Origin of the sequence: Planctellipticum variicoloris, assembly GCF_030622045.1 — a bacterium.
Lineage (GTDB): Bacteria > Planctomycetota > Planctomycetia > Planctomycetales > Planctomycetaceae > Planctellipticum > Planctellipticum variicoloris.
This window is the reverse complement of the sequence record NZ_CP130886.1, coordinates 292,232-307,143: the sequence shown is the minus strand read 5'-3', so window position 1 is coordinate 307,143 and position 14,912 is coordinate 292,232. Positions and strand designations below refer to the sequence as shown.

Genomic DNA, 14,912 nt, shown 5'->3' with positions numbered 1-14,912 from the left:
TCCCTCCGTCTTCAGGAAGACGCCGCCATGTCCAGCCTCAATCGACGAGTCTTTCTGGGAGCGGCGACGGCCGCCGCGCTGTCGGCGAGCCGCCTGCAGGCCGCCCCGTCCGAGTCGTTTCGCGTCGCGCTCATCGGCTGCGGCGGGATGGGGAACAACCATCTGGGCCTGCTGGCGCAGCGCTCGGATCTGAAAGTTGCGTGGCTGTGCGACGTCGACTCACAACGCCTGGCGGAGTCGGCGAAAAAGGTGGAGGCCGCCGGCAAACCGGCCCCCCAATTGACGGGAGATCTCCGGAAGGTCCTGGATGACAGGACGCTGGATGCCGTCTGGATCGCCACGCCCGATCATTGGCACACTCCCGCAGCGTTGCTGGCTATGGCGGCCGGAAAACATGTCTACGTCGAGAAACCGTGCTCGCACAACGTGCGCGAGGGGCGGCTGCTGGTCGAGGGCGCCCGCAAGCATAGTCGCATCGTGCAGGTCGGCACGCAGAGCCGGAGCACGGCGGCCGTCCGCGAAGCGATTGATCTGGTCCAGGGGGGAGCGGTCGGCGACGTCCTGTCGGTCAAGGCCTGGAACAGCCAGCGACGCGGGAATATCGGGCACAAGCAACCCTCCGCGCCTCCCTCCAACCTCGACTTCGACACATGGCTCGGACCGGCTCCGGAGCGTCCCTATCAGGCGAACCTACTACACGGCATCTGGCGGTTCTGGTACGACTACGGCGCGGGAGATATCGGCAACGACGGCGTGCATGAGATCGATATTGCCCGCTGGGGACTCGGCGTCACGGCAGCGCCAAGCCGGGTGGTGGGACTGGGGGCCAAATACTACTTTGACGACGACCAGGAGTTCCCGGACACGCAGAACTGCATCTTCGAATGGCCCGGCGACGGCGCGATCGGTCATCGGCGGCAGCTCGTCTTCGAACAGCGCGACTGGTCTCCGTACGTGCAGGAAGGCCACGAAAACGGCGTCGCGTTCTACGGCACGAAGGGCTATGTCATTGTCGGGAAAGGGAAGGGCTGGGCGCACTATGCCGAGCGGAACAAACTCGTCGCCGAGCGTCCATCATCCCCCGATCTGGCGGCCCATCACCAGAACTTCCTCGACAGCATCCGCGGAACGGCGAAGCCGAATGCCTCAGCGGAAATCGGCCACCAGTCGGCCGTGCTGGTCCATCTGGGAAATATCGCCTGCCGGACGGGACGTTCGTTGAACGTCAATCCGGACGCCGAGCAGATCGTCGGCGATCCGGAATCCGCAAAGATGCTGACTCGCGCGTATCGTCCCGGTCACTGGGGAACGCCCGCGGTCTGACGGGTCACGGAAAGACTTCTACCTGGGCGATTCCCGCCAGTTCCGAGGCGGCCATCCAGCGATTCTCCAAAGCCGTCAGATATCCCAGGCTCGATTCGACCAGCGCCCGCTGCGACTGCAGCAGCCGGAGAAAGTCGAACTGGCCCTGCTGGAATCCCTGCTGGGAGACGCTGACGCTCTCGCGGGCCTGCGGCAGGATCCGATCTTCGAAGCGATGAACCTGCTGGTCGGCCTGCCGAAAGCGACCGGTGGCGTCGGCCATCTGTCGGGCGATGTCGTTCTGGACCTGCTGGACAGTTTCCATCGCCCGGCCGACGGCCGCCTGGGCGGCGTATCGATTTCCCTGGTTCTTGTTCCAAAGGGGCAGCGGAACGGAGATCTGCAGGATGCCGTAGTTGTGGAGCGGTTCCACCTGGTACATGTATCCCGACTGAACGGACACGTTGGGAAACGGTTCGACATCGGCCCGGCGGGCCAGGAATCGCGTGCGACTGATTTCCTGCTCGGCGATCTGCACTTCGGCGTTGTAGGGGACGTAGTCGTCAACGGCGATCTGCGTGGCGAACTCGTCGAGCGAGACCGTCAGCAGCCCGGAGACTCCGTCGATTCGCAACCCGCGCTGGCCGATCACCGCGGAGAGCTGGCGCCGCCAGGCCAGGAGCGCCGTCTCCGCATTTTCGAGGGCGACTTCCGCCTTCTCCAGCTCGATGCTCAACAGCAGCGTATCGCCTTTGGTTCCTTCGCCGGCGTCCTGCAGTTTCTGGGCGGCGGCTTGAGACTTGCGGGCGATCTCGACGAGACGGCTGAGGACGTCGACCCGCTTCTGGGCGGCCAGTGTTGCGTAGTAAGACTGCCGGACCGTCGTCAACAGGTTGAACCGGACCCGCAAGAACTGCAGTTCCGCCTGGAAGATCTCGCGTTCCGCCGCGCATTGCTGAAGATCCAGTTTGTGCTTGGTGACGATTTCCTGGCTGATCGTCGCCACATATTGCGACTGGCCGGCGTTCATCTGCTGCGTACCGGACATGAGAATGGGATTCGGATAGCGGCCCGCCTGATCGGTCCGTCCGCGAGCCATCTCAATGTCTGCCGTCGCCTGCCGGAGATTGGGGCTGGAGGACTCGGCGATTCCGATCAGGTCCGCGAGAGACAGGCCCGTGCCGACCAGGAGATCCTCGGTCCGCTCCGCCATCGGGCTGGGAGGTATCGCCGCGGTTTGCGCCTGGGTCAATCCGGAGGACGCCAGAACTGCGGCAAGCACAAAGGCTCGACCAAACGCCTCCGCGACAGCCCCGAACCGGAACTTGAATGCCGGGCCGCGACGCCCGAGCCAATGCAGACCGCGAATTGTCATGTCACCTCCCTGAGACCTGCCTTGGCGGCATCCTGCCGAATGGGTTGGTCATTTTCCCTATCGACGGGCGCAATCCCGTACTTCCATAAGTCAGGCATGCCCGAGACAACCGCAGCAGCCCGAAGACTCCGCCTCGCCGGAAAACTCCGCGACCGGCGGCGGCGGGGACCAATACTTTTGCGCAGATCGCATTTGGCCATCGACGCGGCCAAACCCCTCTTTTCAGGCCCGATCGAGGCTGGTATGACTCTCGGCATGCGGGACTGCCCGCTGAGAGAGGAGCGTTTCGATCATGGGTAAACGACTGGCGGCGTGCACAGGCGTCCTGATTCTCTCCGTAACTGGTTGCGCAGTTTCGGGTAAGAGTTTTTCCATGGACAGTGTGTCGCGAACGCCCTTCTTCGGTCTGTCCCTGCAACCCAAAGGACCGGAGAAGTCGGACTCGATCCACAGGTCGATCAGTCGCGACGCAGAGACGCCGGTTCCGACCGAGAACGCAGACCGGAAGTCGCGAACGGCCTCCGGCTGGAAGGGCTGGTGGCCTGGAACAGCACCGGACAAGTCGGAGTCGGAGCTGCCAATGCAGACGATTCCGCTGCCCCGGACCGATATCGGCCCTGTTTCGGAAAGCACTTCCGGCCTGGTTACCGAAGGCGGCGCCGACTCTTCGGGCTCGCCATTCTAACCGCGTGCTTCGCTCATGACGCTGCCCCCGAACCGCAGGACCATTGCCTGCCGGATTCAATGATTGCGGCATGGATTCATTCCCGATCCAGACCGGCGTGGCAGCGTTTCTTGCCGGGAATTCCTGTCGGTGACGACAGGCGGCAGGTGTCTGATGCCGCCGAAAGCTGCTAAACTGCCGCCGTTGCATCATGGATTCGCCGCCGGCCGTCTCGGGGACTGACCGTGCGAGGCAACTCCCTGTCGGGATTCGCCTTGCATTGACCTCCGGGACCGGTGCCGTAGAATCGTGCTGTTTGATAATGGCCCCTCCGGCAGCAGCCGGGGCTCAAACTCCAGGAGTTTTTCGCAGTGCAGGTGGCAATTACCTCGCGGCATGGCACACTCAGCCCCAGCGCGCACGATTACATTTCAGGCAAAGCTGAAAAAATTCTGACGTTTCACGACCGGATCACCGCGATTGGGATTACTGTCGATTTCACCGGCGGTCGATCCAAAGTGGAACTGCTCGTTGATGCGGAGCACAAGCACAATTTTGTGGCGTCTGAGCAGGCGGACGATGCTGTCGCCGCCTTCGACCTGGCACTGCATAAGATGGAACAGCAGATCCGGAAGTACAAAGAGCGGATCCAGGATCACAAACACACTCCGCCTGTAAGCGAAATCACGCGCGACCCCAATAGCTGAAGTTGAACGATTTGTACGAATGGCTGCTGGTTGATCGGGATTATTGCCGGCGGCACTCGGCTTGCAGATATGATGCGGAATCGGCAGTCCGGCATGCCGGCGGCTGGTCCCGAGGGAATTCTCGCACACTCACGAGCGACGTGCTGAGGTCACCATTCCGGGCCTGGCGTCGAATCAGAGGGACGAAAAGATGAAGCTGACGGATTTTGTCGTCAAGGACGCCGTTGTTGCAGACCTTCAGGCGACCACGAAAGAAGCGGCGATTCGAGCGATGGTCGGCAAGCTTCGCGAAGCCGGCGCCATTGGTGCCGACGACGAAGACGGCATTGTTGCTGCCATTCTGAAGCGAGAAGAACTGGGATCCACCGGCATCGGCAACGGCGTCGCCGTGCCTCATACCAAGCACCCCTCCGTCGACAAGCTGGTGGCCACGGTCGCGCTGGCCCATGACGGGGTCGATTTTTCGAGTCTCGACGGCGAGCCGGTCTACATTCTGTTCCTGCTGGTCTCTCCGCCCGATCGGCCAGGCGACCATTTGCGGGGGCTGGAAAACATTTCGCGACACTTGCGGAATCAGAACTTCTGCAAGTTCCTGAAGCAGTCGAAGCAGCAGGCGGCGGTTTGGGATCTGCTTCTGGAGGCGGACAATAACGAGATTTAATCCCGAGCCTGTCGGGCCGGAAGGTGTCCTGTCGGTCGGGAGACTTTCGCCCGAAACAGGTTCAGTTCGTAGCGGTGGCGTCAAATCATGGTGGATGCAGCCATTATTCGCAGGGTGGTGACGGTCAATACCGAGCACGGCCTGCACATTCGCCCGTGTTCCCTGATCGCCAAGGCGGCTCAGCGATACTCCAGTCAAGTCTGGGTTCAGAAAGATCAGACACGCGTCGACGCTCGACGCGTGCTGGAGTTGCTGACTCTGGCCGCTGGTCCCGGAGCCGAACTGGAGCTGCAGGCGGCAGGGAGCGATGCTGAAGCCGTGATCGACGAGCTGAGCCGGTTGTTTGAAACCAATTTCATCGATGCCGAGCCCTCGCCGGTCCCTTCGGCCTGATCCAGGGGGAACGCCTCGGCCGGGAACGCTTGAATCTGTTTCTCCCGTCCTGTCAGGGGGTTTCCCCGTTCACGTGGCCGATTCGCAATCCCACCGATTGCGGCTGAAGCGGAAGTGGCGACATGCTTGTGAAGCGCGGGATTGCCGTTTCTCCAGGCGTGGCCATCGGCCCGGCCATGGTGTTCGGCACGGAGAACTTCCGGATCCCGCGCCGGGTTGTCTCTCGAGATGCCGTCGAACTGGAGCTGCAGCGGTTCGAGACGGCCCTGGCGGCGGTTTGTCACGAGATCGAACTGAACGAGAAACTGGCAGCCGATCGTCTCGGGGCTCAGTACGCCGCAATTTTCGGCGCACATCTGATGATGCTGCGTGACGGCGAATTGATCGCTCAGATCGAAGCCCTGATCCGGCAGAAGAGTTTCTCGCCCGAGTTTGCCGTCAGTCGGATTTTGCGGCAGTACGCTCATCGATTCCAGAATCTGGGCGGACAGTATCTGGCAGAACGGGCTGCGGATATCTACGACCTGGAGAAGCGAATTCTCCGGCACCTGCTGGGAGAGGCCCGCGAAGAGCTGCAGCACCTGATGGCTCCGGTTGTCATCCTCGCCCACAACCTGACGCCAAGCGAAACGGCAAATCTCGACCGGAAATTCGTGCTGGGATTTGCGACCGAAGTCGGCGGACATACCAGCCACACGGCGATCCTGGCCGGCGCTCTGGAGATTCCGGCAGTCGTCGGCGTGGGTTCGTTTCTGAACGATGTTTCCGGCGCCGAGACGATCATTATCGACGGCACGTCGGGCGAAGTGATTCTCGATCCCGACGAAGACACGCTGATGCGGTATCGCGCCTCTGAGGCCCGATATCGCAGCTTCACAAAACGGCTGGAAACGCTGCGGCATCTGCCCGCGGAGACGCGGGACGACGTTTCGATCGAGCTGCTGGGGAACATCGAGTTTCCCGCGGAAGCCGAGCACGCCAGGCAGCGGGGCGCGGAGGGGATTGGTCTGTATCGGACCGAGTTCCTCTATCTCGAGTCCAATCGCGAGCCGACTGAGGAGGATCATTACCAGGCCTATTGCGAGGTCCTGCGAGCCTTCCCGAAGGAACCGGTCATCATCCGGACTCTCGATCTGGGGGCGGACAAGATGCCGGGGAGCCTGCGCTCAAGCTACCCCGACAGCGTCAATCCCGCCCTGAGCGTCCGCAGCATCCGGTTGAGCCTGCTGCATCTGGAGCTGTTCAAGACGCAACTGCGGGCGATCCTGCGGGCGGGAGTGCACGGCGATCTGCGAGTGATGTTCCCTCTGATCGCCAGTCTGCTGGAATTCCGGCAGGCGCGAATGATCCTGGGTGACGTGATGGAAGACCTTGATGAGCAAGGAGTTCCGTTCCGCAGAGACATGCCGGTCGGCATGATGGTCGAGGTCCCCTCGGCGGCGCTCCTGGCGGAGGAATTCGCGCGCGAGGTCGATTTTTTCTCCATTGGGACCAACGACCTGATCCAGTACACTCTGGCGGTCGACCGGGCCGATCCGGCGGTTTCCAAACTGTATCAGGCGGGCGATCCCTCGATTCTGCGCCTGATTCAGATGGTGGTCGCTGCTGGCCGCAGGCGAGGCGTACCGGTCTCGATCTGCGGACAGATGAGTTCCGACCCGCTCTACCTGCCGTTGTTAATCGGCATGGGAGTCCGCAAGTTCAGCGTGACGCCGCATGCCATTCCGGAATTGAAAGAAGTCATTCGCAGTCTGACCATCGCTCGTGCGGAGAAGATCGCTTCCCGCGTGGAAGCGATGGAAGTCGCCAGGGACGTGGAGAGCTTTCTGCGTGGCGAGTTGAGTCGAAGATTCGGGGACTCCGTCAGAGGGGTTCCCCAGCAGTCAGAGAGTGAACTGGATGCCGGCGCTGCGTCGGCATCGGTGTGATCGAGAAAACCGTTTTTCAGGTTTTGGACAGAGTGCGTCGCCGCGATTCCCAATTTCTGACCACGTCGTGGTCCGCCTGTCGGCCCGTTGCCGATTTTCACGCCGTCGTCGCTGACGACGGCGACAGGGCGGATATCGGCGTGTCCGGGGAATCCGACCAGCACCTGCCCGGGTTTCGGAACGGGACCAGTCCTCCCACTGCGTTGCGTGCCGCCGGTCTCCGGCCCTGCAGCAACCCGGGAGGGACGGTAACCCGGATGATCAGGCTCTGTATCCCCGAACGGTCCGGCCGGCAGCCGGCCTTCCGGGATCTCTCTTGCGAGGCAACGACATTTCCGTCGCACCCCGGAGCGCACAGCTTCGCGACGGTCAGCCTTGCACCTCCTGATGACGAACTCCGGCAGGCTCGCGGTCTGGAGCGGGCGTTTCCCCTGGTGGGGAACTCCGCCACGGCAGGACTCGTTGCATCCCTGAGCAGACATCGAACATTTTTCCCGCGGGATCCGGATCGGACGAGCTCGCTCGCCGGCCCGTGGCCTGCGAAACACCGACCGGCGCGCCTGCCTGCGCTTCGGCTCCGGGAGAATGCTCCGCCTGTCCGCCCGGCGATCGACGATTCGCGCATGGTCCCCAGAAGGGTGCGTGATGACGAACGAAATGCTGATGAATGTCCTCCAGCCGGAGGAGAGCCGGATCGCCATCGTTGAAGACGGCGTTCTGGAAGAGCTTTACGTCGAGCGAAACAGTCTCGAAAACTACGTCGGGAACATCTACAAAGGCCGCGTCGTCAACCTGGAGCCCAGCATCCAGGCCGCGTTCGTCGACTTCGGCGTTGGCCGCAACGGCTTCCTCCACGTCAGCGACGTCGAGTACCAGTACTACAAGCACCTCGTCGACGGCAAACCGGACGAGTTCGACGACGACGATGAGGACGAGGAAGAAGAGCGTCCGCCCCGTCGCGGAGCGCCGCGCGGCCGCGCCAACGAGCGCAACGCCCGCAGCAAGCCGCCGATTCAAGAGATCTTCAAACGCGGCAGCGAAGTCCTGGTGCAGGTCATCAAGGAAGGGATCGGCAGCAAAGGGCCGACCCTCTCGACCTACATCAGCATCCCGGGCCGCTATCTGGTCCTGATGCCCGGCCTGCAGCGCGTCGGCGTGAGCCGCAAAATTGCCGACGACGTGACCCGCCGCAAGCTGCGCCAGGCGCTGACGGAGCTGAACCCGCCGCCTGGTCTGGGATTCATCATTCGGACGGCGGGGATCGATCGTTCGCAGAAAGACCTGCAGCGGGATCTCAACTACTTGCTGCGGCTGTGGTCGCTGATCGTCGGCCGGATCAAGAAGTTCCCGGCGCCGGTCGACATCTACGAAGAAAGCGACATGATCATTCGGACGATCCGGGACATCTACACCGGTGACATCGACTCGATCCTGATCGACGAGCCGCGGGCCTACGAGCGAGCCCGCGAGTTCATGAAGATCGTGCTGCCGCGCCACGTCGACCGGATTCAACTGTTCGACGGACGCGAGCCACTCTTCAACAAGTACGGCATCGAGGACGAGATCGCCCGCATCCAGAACCGGCACGTGCCGCTGAAGGGTGGCGGATCGATCGTCATCGACCAGACTGAAGCCCTCGTCGCCATCGACGTCAACAGCGGCAACTACCGCGCCGACGAAAACGCCGAGGAGAACGCCTACCAGGTCAACCTGCGGGCGGCCGAGGAGATCAGCCGGCAGATCCGCCTGCGGGATCTGGGCGGCGTGATCGTCAACGACTTCATCGACATGCGCGACGAGCGACATCGTCGCGGCGTCGAGCGGGCGCTGATGAACGCCGTCCGCCGGGACCGGGCCCGGACGAAGATCATGCGGATCAGCCCGTTCGGGCTGATCGAGATGACCCGTCAGCGGATCCGGCCGTCGCTCCGCCGAAGCGTCTACGAGGACTGCCCCTGCTGTCACGGGACGGGCCAGGTCAAGACCGGCGAGAGCATGGCGATCGAGGTCATGCGGCTGCTGATGACCCACTCCAACCACCCGGACGTGGTGAAAGTGAATGTGGAAGTCCACGATCGCGTCGCGGCGTTCCTGAACAACCGGAAGCGGCGGGACATCATGCAGCTCGAAGAGTCGTATGACGTGACGATCAGCATCAACGCCCTCCCGAACGCCGCGCCGGAACACCTCAAGTTCCATTGCACCAATGAGTTGGGGAACGAGATTAAAATTCCGATGCGGGAAGACTCGAAATCCCGCCGGTAAACCGTTAGATTACCGGACTCTCCGTTTCCGGCCTTGCGCCGGAGGTATGCGGGGCGTTAATCTTCGTCTGTCTGGTTTTCGTCGCCTGCGGGCGGCGTGCTCTTGGATCTGGATTCAGGCTCATGTTCGCGATTTTTGAAGATGGCAGCCGGCAGTACAAAGTTCAGCCGGGCGAAAAAGTGGTCGTCGATTACCGGGTTGACGCCCAAGTCGGCGACACGATCACCTTCGAGAAGGTGCTGCTCGCCAACGGCGGCGGCGCCAGCGTGATCGGCCTCCCCGCCATTGAGGGGGCGACCATCACCGGCGAAGTGACGAACAATCTGTTCAAGGGACCGAAGCTGGAGATTCAGAAACTCCGCCGTCGGCACGCCTCGAAGCGTCACACCGGTCACCGCCAGAAGCACACTCAGGTCCAGATTACCGGGATCACAATCCCCGGCCTGCAGGTGGTCGAAGCGGAAGCCGCCGCCAACTGAGCGATGGCGACAACTGTCGAGAATTTCCAGACGCACGGCTTGAGTTCGCTCAGGCCGTGCGTCTGTTTGTTTTGGGGGCGTTGGAGAAACGGGTTTCGGGATTCGGGCTTCGCAGAGACATTGAAGCTGCCGACTGCTGCTCGGACCGGGCCGACGCTCAACGTGCGGCCTGGTAATCGGCTGCTTGAACTCGGTCGATACGCCTTCCGTGTGTTCAGCCTGATGCGGAGATCTGCTTGAGGTCGGCGCGCGTGTCGGCGTAGGTTTCGCTGAACTCGATGGCGGCCGGATCGGGCGCGACGCCCCAGCGGGCGCAGGCCTGACGATACAGGTCGGGCCACCAGTTGCGGTGATCGGTCAGGCCGCGGTCGCGGTAGTCGCGCCAGTGGCTCATCACCTGCGTCCAGCAGCGGTCGCCGTAGTCGAGAGCCGACTTGAGGTCGGGGAAGTCCTTGACGTACCACTCCCGACCGAGCTGGGCGTGGAGCACTTCGTCGGCCCAGTCGAAGTCCTGGAACAGAGCCGTCAGCGGCAGACCGGAAGCCTGGGCCACTTCCCATTCGTAGCGCTTGCCGGTCCGCGGCATCAGCCCCTGTTCGATGAAGAACAGGACGGCGTGCCGTTCCTGGGGGGTGAGCTGCGTGTTAAGGTTCAGCGACCAGGTGAAGTTGATCGGGATCTGCGACCAGTCGAGCCCCAGGCTGCGGAAGCCGGCCTCGCCCAGCAGGGAGTGCCGGGCTTCGTCCCAGAGCTGGCGGGACATGTCGGCGTAGAACTTCCAGGGCTTGCCAGCAGTTTCGTGAATGATCCCGGCCATCATCTCGGGGACATCGAGCTCGCGGAGCCGCTTGTAGTAGAGCATCAGCACCTTGTCGCGGGGCTGAAAGCGCTCGTCGTAGAGGAAGGCCTCGGGGTTCACGCCGGCGTTGTAGGAGTCGTGAAAGCGGGCATCCCGACGGGGAACGCGGTCGTAGACGTAGGGCGTCGCTGAGAACTGCGGGGAGGGCAGGGGGCCACACTCCGGTTGCCGACCGCTCAGTCCGCCGGCGGCCGAGAGTGCCTGACGCAGGGTGTCGAGCCAGGGCTGCAGTGCAGCTCGGAATTCGTCGTCGACGAGAGCGACCACCGCTTGCCGCCCGAAATGGTCGATGTCTTCCAGTTCGAGCTGGCAGAAGCGGGCGATGCGGATGCTGGGGGAGTCGGCCAGCGGGTTGGTCGTCGCCTGATAGTCCCGGACTGAATCGAGCAGAGCCGGGACCAGAATCTCATACAGCCCCAGCACGAGCTCCTTTGCCGACGGCGCGGCCAGGATTTCGTCGCAGCAGAACTGCAGGCCGCGGTGGGGGATGACTTCCAGCCCGAGTGGCGGCTCGCGAAGCTCGTTGACCCGCTTGCGGATGGCAGAGGCGTGCTCGGCGCAGAGATAGGCATGCAGGCTGAAGGCGGTTTTGAGTTCGTAGAGCGGCTCGGCGGTGATGCGGGCGGTGCAGATCTGATGGAGCCGCTGGAGGACATAGTGATGCCGCTTCATCCACGCAACGCACTCTTCGACGCTGAGCCCGGGACGGAGGGCGTCTGCGGGGGAGCAGAGTCCGGCGAAGGGGGGGAGGCCCTCGTTCATCTGGGTGGCTCACAGGGTATTGGAAGTCGGCTTCGGCTATGGTTGACGTGGTAGAGGTATATATACCTCTACCACGCCAGCTACAACGCCGTCAATTGGATTCCGCAAATCGTTTCAACGATGCTCTTTATGTCTGGCGAATGGATCCGCATTGCCCCCATGCAGCGAAGTATATATACTTCGCTGCACGATGCCTCCTACGTCAGATCGAATTCACTCGAATAACCATGGCAACTCGACTCGACATCGCCTGGAAGGACATTCAGTCCTATTTCGATTCACTCCCGACGACAATCCAGTCCCGACCAGACATCGAAAAGGTTCTTCGAGAACACCGAGAGTTCTGGAGGCTCGCCCAAAGCACGACCGCAGCCAAGTTTATCGCCTTTTTGCAGGCCAAAGGACGCCTTCAAGAGTTTCGCATTGAGTTGCCCTATCGTCCTACGACCCGATTCGTCTGGGGAACGGCGACGGCTTTCGAGATCGTCCAGTCGCTGAACCGAGAGGGCTATCTCTCGCATTACTCCGGCATTCTCCTACATGGCCTCACCGAACAGCACCCAAAGACGATCTACTTCAACGTCGAACAGCCCTCGAAGGGAACCGGCGGGCAACTCACCCAGGAGGGGATCGACCGGGCGTTTCGCGGCAACTGCCGCACATCCCAGAATATTACCCAGATCATGGGATTCGAGGTCTGCGTGCTGAACGGTCGAAATACCGAGCATCTTGGAGTCGTCTCGGTCGAAACGCCTCACGGCCGTTCGCTCAGAGTTACGAACATTGAACGGACGCTGATCGACATCGCTGTGAGGCCGATTTACTCAGGCGGAGTCTTCGAAGTCGCCAAGGCTTATCGCGAAGCGCGGGGGAAGTATTCCCTGAACAAGCTGGCCGCGTATCTCCACAAGCTCCAATACGGCTATCCAATTCACCAGGCGATCGGCTTCTACCTGGAGCGGTCAGAGGCATACTCCAGAGCCCAACTCATGGAGATTCTCGACTTTGATCGTCGGTTCGATTTTTACCTGACGTACGGAATGAAGGAGATGGATTACGTCCCGGAGTGGCGGCTATACATCCCAAAGGGGTTCTAACGAACGACAGATTTCGACGACTCGGTTGAAGCAATCGTCGTAATCCACTCCAGGACGATCTTCTGGCGGAATTGACGTCAGAACGCTCACGAAATCGACGCGATGCACCTCGCGCTGCTCTTCAATTCTTGAGAGCAAGGATAGCGGAACCCGCTTGGCTTGAAAGAGTTTGACGACAAGCTCGGAGAACTCGACGCTCGGTACACCAATCTGCCGCTGCTGAAGAATTGAGGCGATGTCGATGAAGTCCCGCGCCCTGCCAGCGCCAGGTCGCTGCCGACGGACGATTGGCCCGTACTCCGGCATCTGCTGGCAGATCGCTCGCAGCTTCTCGCCAACGATCTGCTCCAGCGAATACACGTAGATCGTGAAATCGTCGAGCTTGTAGCGTCTCCGATCTCCGCAGTACTCATGTCGGCTCAAATCGATTGAGTACTGAGTCGAGCCAGTTGGACTAAGAGGCAGAGCGCGACGACGCAATTCCTCGGGGTTACTCCCGATTTGCTCAGCTTCGCTGAAGCTGATGAGTTTGAATCGAATCTCGTAGCCACCCCAGAATTCCTGCAGCTCTTCAGAGATCTCTGGCGGCCGGCCTTCGATCTTGACGTCGAAGACTCGCAAACCAATTTCGCCGAAAGACGAGTCGAGGACGCCGGTTATGATGTGCTGAAGCTCGTCAAAATCTGCGAAGTCACCATCGATCGAGAAATCGAGATCGAACGACGACCGTCGCCCCAGACCATAGACGATTTGGAGAGCGTTCCCACCTTTGAGCGTCAGCCGTTCGAAGAGCAAATCGTGGGAGAACATCGCCACGATTGCTCTCCGTTTGATCGCCTCGACGTCAACGTTTTGGGGAGGTTTTCGTTTTGCCAACTCTCAACCCTCCAAATACAAGCGATCAAGTATTGACTCCTACCCGAACACCTCCGGCTTCAGCAGCGGGAAGAAGATCACGTCGCGGATGCTCGTCGTGTTGGTCAGCAGCATCACCAGGCGGTCGATGCCGATCCCCATCCCGCCGGCGGCGGGCATGCCGACCTTGAGAGCCCGGACGAAGTCGTGGTCCATCTTGGCCATCGAGTCTTCTTCCGCCAGGCCCGCGAGCTGTGTGCGGAACAGCTCTTCCTGCAGCCGGGGGTCATTCAGTTCGGTGTAGGCGTTCGCCAGTTCCAGGCCGTGAACGAAGAGCTCGAACCGCTCTGCGACCGCGGGGTCTGACTGCTTGCGCTTGGTCAGCGGGCACATGGAAGCCGGGTAGTCGATCACGAAGACCGGGTCGGTCAGGGCGTCTTCAACGGTCGCTTCAAAGACGTCGTTGACGATGACATCCGGATGCCGGCCCGCCGTCGGGATGCCGAGCTGCGTGGCCTTTGCGGCGACTGCCGTCGCGTCGCGCATGTCGCAGCCGGCGTGTTCCAGGAACAGGTCGGCGTACTTCCGACGGGGATAGGGGGGCGTGAAATCGATCGACTTCTCGCCCCACAGCACCTTGAACTGCCCATCGTTCGCGGCGGCGCAGGCGCTGGAGATCAGCTTCTCGGCGAGGTCCATCATGGTCTCGTAATTGCCGTACGCCTGGTACAGCTCGATCATGGTGAACTCGGGGTTGTGCGTGCTGTCGACCCCTTCGTTGCGGAAGACCCGGCTCATTTCATAAACGCGTTCGATGCCGCCGACCATCAGCCGCTTGAGGTGCAGCTCCAGGGCGATCCGCAGGAAGAGCGGGATGTCGAGAGCGTTGTGGTGGGTCTCGAAGGGGCGGGCTGCCGCTCCGCCAGCGATGGCGTGGAGGACGGGCGTTTCAACCTCGAAGAACTCTTCGCCCTTGAGCGTCTGGCGGAAGGAGTCGATGATCCGCAGCCGGCGAAACATGCGGTCGAGCACCCCTTCCGTATAAATCAGATCGGTGTAGCGCTGGCGGAGACGGGTTTCCATGTCTTCCAGCCCGTGCCACTTCTCGGGGGGCTGGGCCAGGCTCTTGCAGAGGCAGGTCAGCTTTTCGACGAAGATCGTCTTCTCGCCGGTCCGGGTGACCCGCAGCCGGCCGTCGATGCCGACGAGATCCCCCCGTTCCAGGCACTCCATGACGGTCCAGACCTCTTCCGGGACGTCGGCCTTGGAGATCATGACCTGGATGCGGCCGGTGTAATCCTGGATATGGCCGAAGCGGAGCTTGCCGGAATCGCTCCAGCGCATGATACGGCCGGCGACGCGGACGGTGTCGCCGTCGACCCCCTGCTCAGCCGGACAGAGGTCGCGAGCTTTTTCGATGTGGATATGGCCGTCGAAGCGCTGCCCCCAAGGGTCGAGGCCCAGCGATTCCAGCTTGTGGAGCTTTTCGAGGCGGAAGGCTTCCAGACGATCGGGGTTTTCGGACATGCGCGGGCCGTTTCAGCAGAATTCGGAACAGAGGGACA

Annotated in this window: 12 protein-coding genes; 8 read left to right on the top strand and 4 right to left on the bottom strand. The window is 61.7% G+C overall.

Features of this window, described 5'->3' with window-relative positions:
* Positions 1 to 27 precede the first annotated feature (27 nt).
* Entirely contained in the window at positions 28 to 1,323 is a 1,296-nt protein-coding gene (locus SH412_RS01210; protein ID WP_336521679.1) for a Gfo/Idh/MocA family protein, read from the top strand.
* Positions 1,324 to 1,327: 4 nt separating this feature from the next.
* On the opposite strand, the gene SH412_RS01205 is transcribed toward SH412_RS01210, so the two are convergent.
* Positions 1,328 to 2,677 carry a TolC family protein gene (locus SH412_RS01205; protein ID WP_336521678.1) on the bottom strand — a complete coding sequence of 450 codons (1,350 nt, stop codon included), beginning with the start codon at positions 2,675 to 2,677 and terminating at the stop codon, positions 1,328 to 1,330.
* Between the two features lie 1,035 nt (positions 2,678 to 3,712).
* Between SH412_RS01205 and hpf the strand changes: the two genes are divergently transcribed.
* The 6 genes from hpf (at position 3,713) to rplU (ending at position 9,774) form a co-directional block, all read left to right on the top strand.
* Positions 3,713 to 4,048: a ribosome hibernation-promoting factor, HPF/YfiA family gene (gene hpf, locus SH412_RS01200; RefSeq protein ID WP_336521677.1), complete on the top strand. Its 336-nt coding sequence runs from the start codon at positions 3,713 to 3,715 to the stop codon at positions 4,046 to 4,048.
* A 190-nt stretch (positions 4,049 to 4,238) separates the two neighbouring features.
* Entirely contained in the window at positions 4,239 to 4,709 is a 471-nt protein-coding gene (locus tag SH412_RS01195; RefSeq protein ID WP_336521676.1) for a PTS sugar transporter subunit IIA, read from the top strand.
* An 87-nt stretch (positions 4,710 to 4,796) separates the two neighbouring features.
* Entirely contained in the window at positions 4,797 to 5,102 is a 306-nt protein-coding gene (locus tag SH412_RS01190) for an HPr family phosphocarrier protein (RefSeq protein WP_336521675.1), read from the top strand.
* A 122-nt stretch (positions 5,103 to 5,224) separates the two neighbouring features.
* Positions 5,225 to 7,030, top strand: coding sequence for a phosphoenolpyruvate--protein phosphotransferase (ptsP, locus tag SH412_RS01185; protein ID WP_336521674.1), 1,806 nt, complete (start codon positions 5,225 to 5,227; stop codon positions 7,028 to 7,030).
* 645 nt (positions 7,031 to 7,675) lie between these two features.
* Entirely contained in the window at positions 7,676 to 9,295 is a 1,620-nt protein-coding gene (locus tag SH412_RS01180; RefSeq protein ID WP_336521673.1) for an Rne/Rng family ribonuclease, read from the top strand.
* A gap of 122 nt (positions 9,296 to 9,417) precedes the next feature.
* The gene (gene rplU, locus SH412_RS01175) at positions 9,418 to 9,774 is read left to right on the top strand and encodes a 50S ribosomal protein L21 (RefSeq protein WP_336521672.1); all 357 of its coding nucleotides are present in this window, start codon (positions 9,418 to 9,420) and stop codon (positions 9,772 to 9,774) included.
* 214 nt (positions 9,775 to 9,988) lie between these two features.
* Here the strand turns inward: rplU and SH412_RS01170 are convergent, their stop codons facing one another.
* Positions 9,989 to 11,395, bottom strand: a complete 1,407-nt coding sequence (locus tag SH412_RS01170) for a hypothetical protein (RefSeq protein ID WP_336521671.1) — start codon at positions 11,393 to 11,395, stop codon at positions 9,989 to 9,991.
* Positions 11,396 to 11,622: 227 nt separating this feature from the next.
* On the opposite strand from SH412_RS01170, the gene SH412_RS01165 reads away from it, so the two are divergent.
* Entirely contained in the window at positions 11,623 to 12,492 is an 870-nt protein-coding gene (locus SH412_RS01165) for a type IV toxin-antitoxin system AbiEi family antitoxin domain-containing protein (RefSeq protein ID WP_336521670.1), read from the top strand.
* On the opposite strand, the gene SH412_RS01160 is transcribed toward SH412_RS01165, so the two are convergent.
* Positions 12,469 to 13,302 (bottom strand): nucleotidyl transferase AbiEii/AbiGii toxin family protein, encoded by an 834-nt coding sequence (locus SH412_RS01160; RefSeq protein ID WP_336524184.1) that lies wholly within the window; start codon positions 13,300 to 13,302, stop codon positions 12,469 to 12,471. The genes SH412_RS01165 and SH412_RS01160 overlap by 24 nt on opposite strands.
* A gap of 105 nt (positions 13,303 to 13,407) precedes the next feature.
* A complete protein-coding gene (gene lysS, locus SH412_RS01155; protein ID WP_336521669.1) occupies positions 13,408 to 14,874 on the bottom strand; it encodes a lysine--tRNA ligase in 1,467 nt (488 codons plus the stop codon).
* Between the last annotated feature and the right edge of the window lie 38 nt (positions 14,875 to 14,912).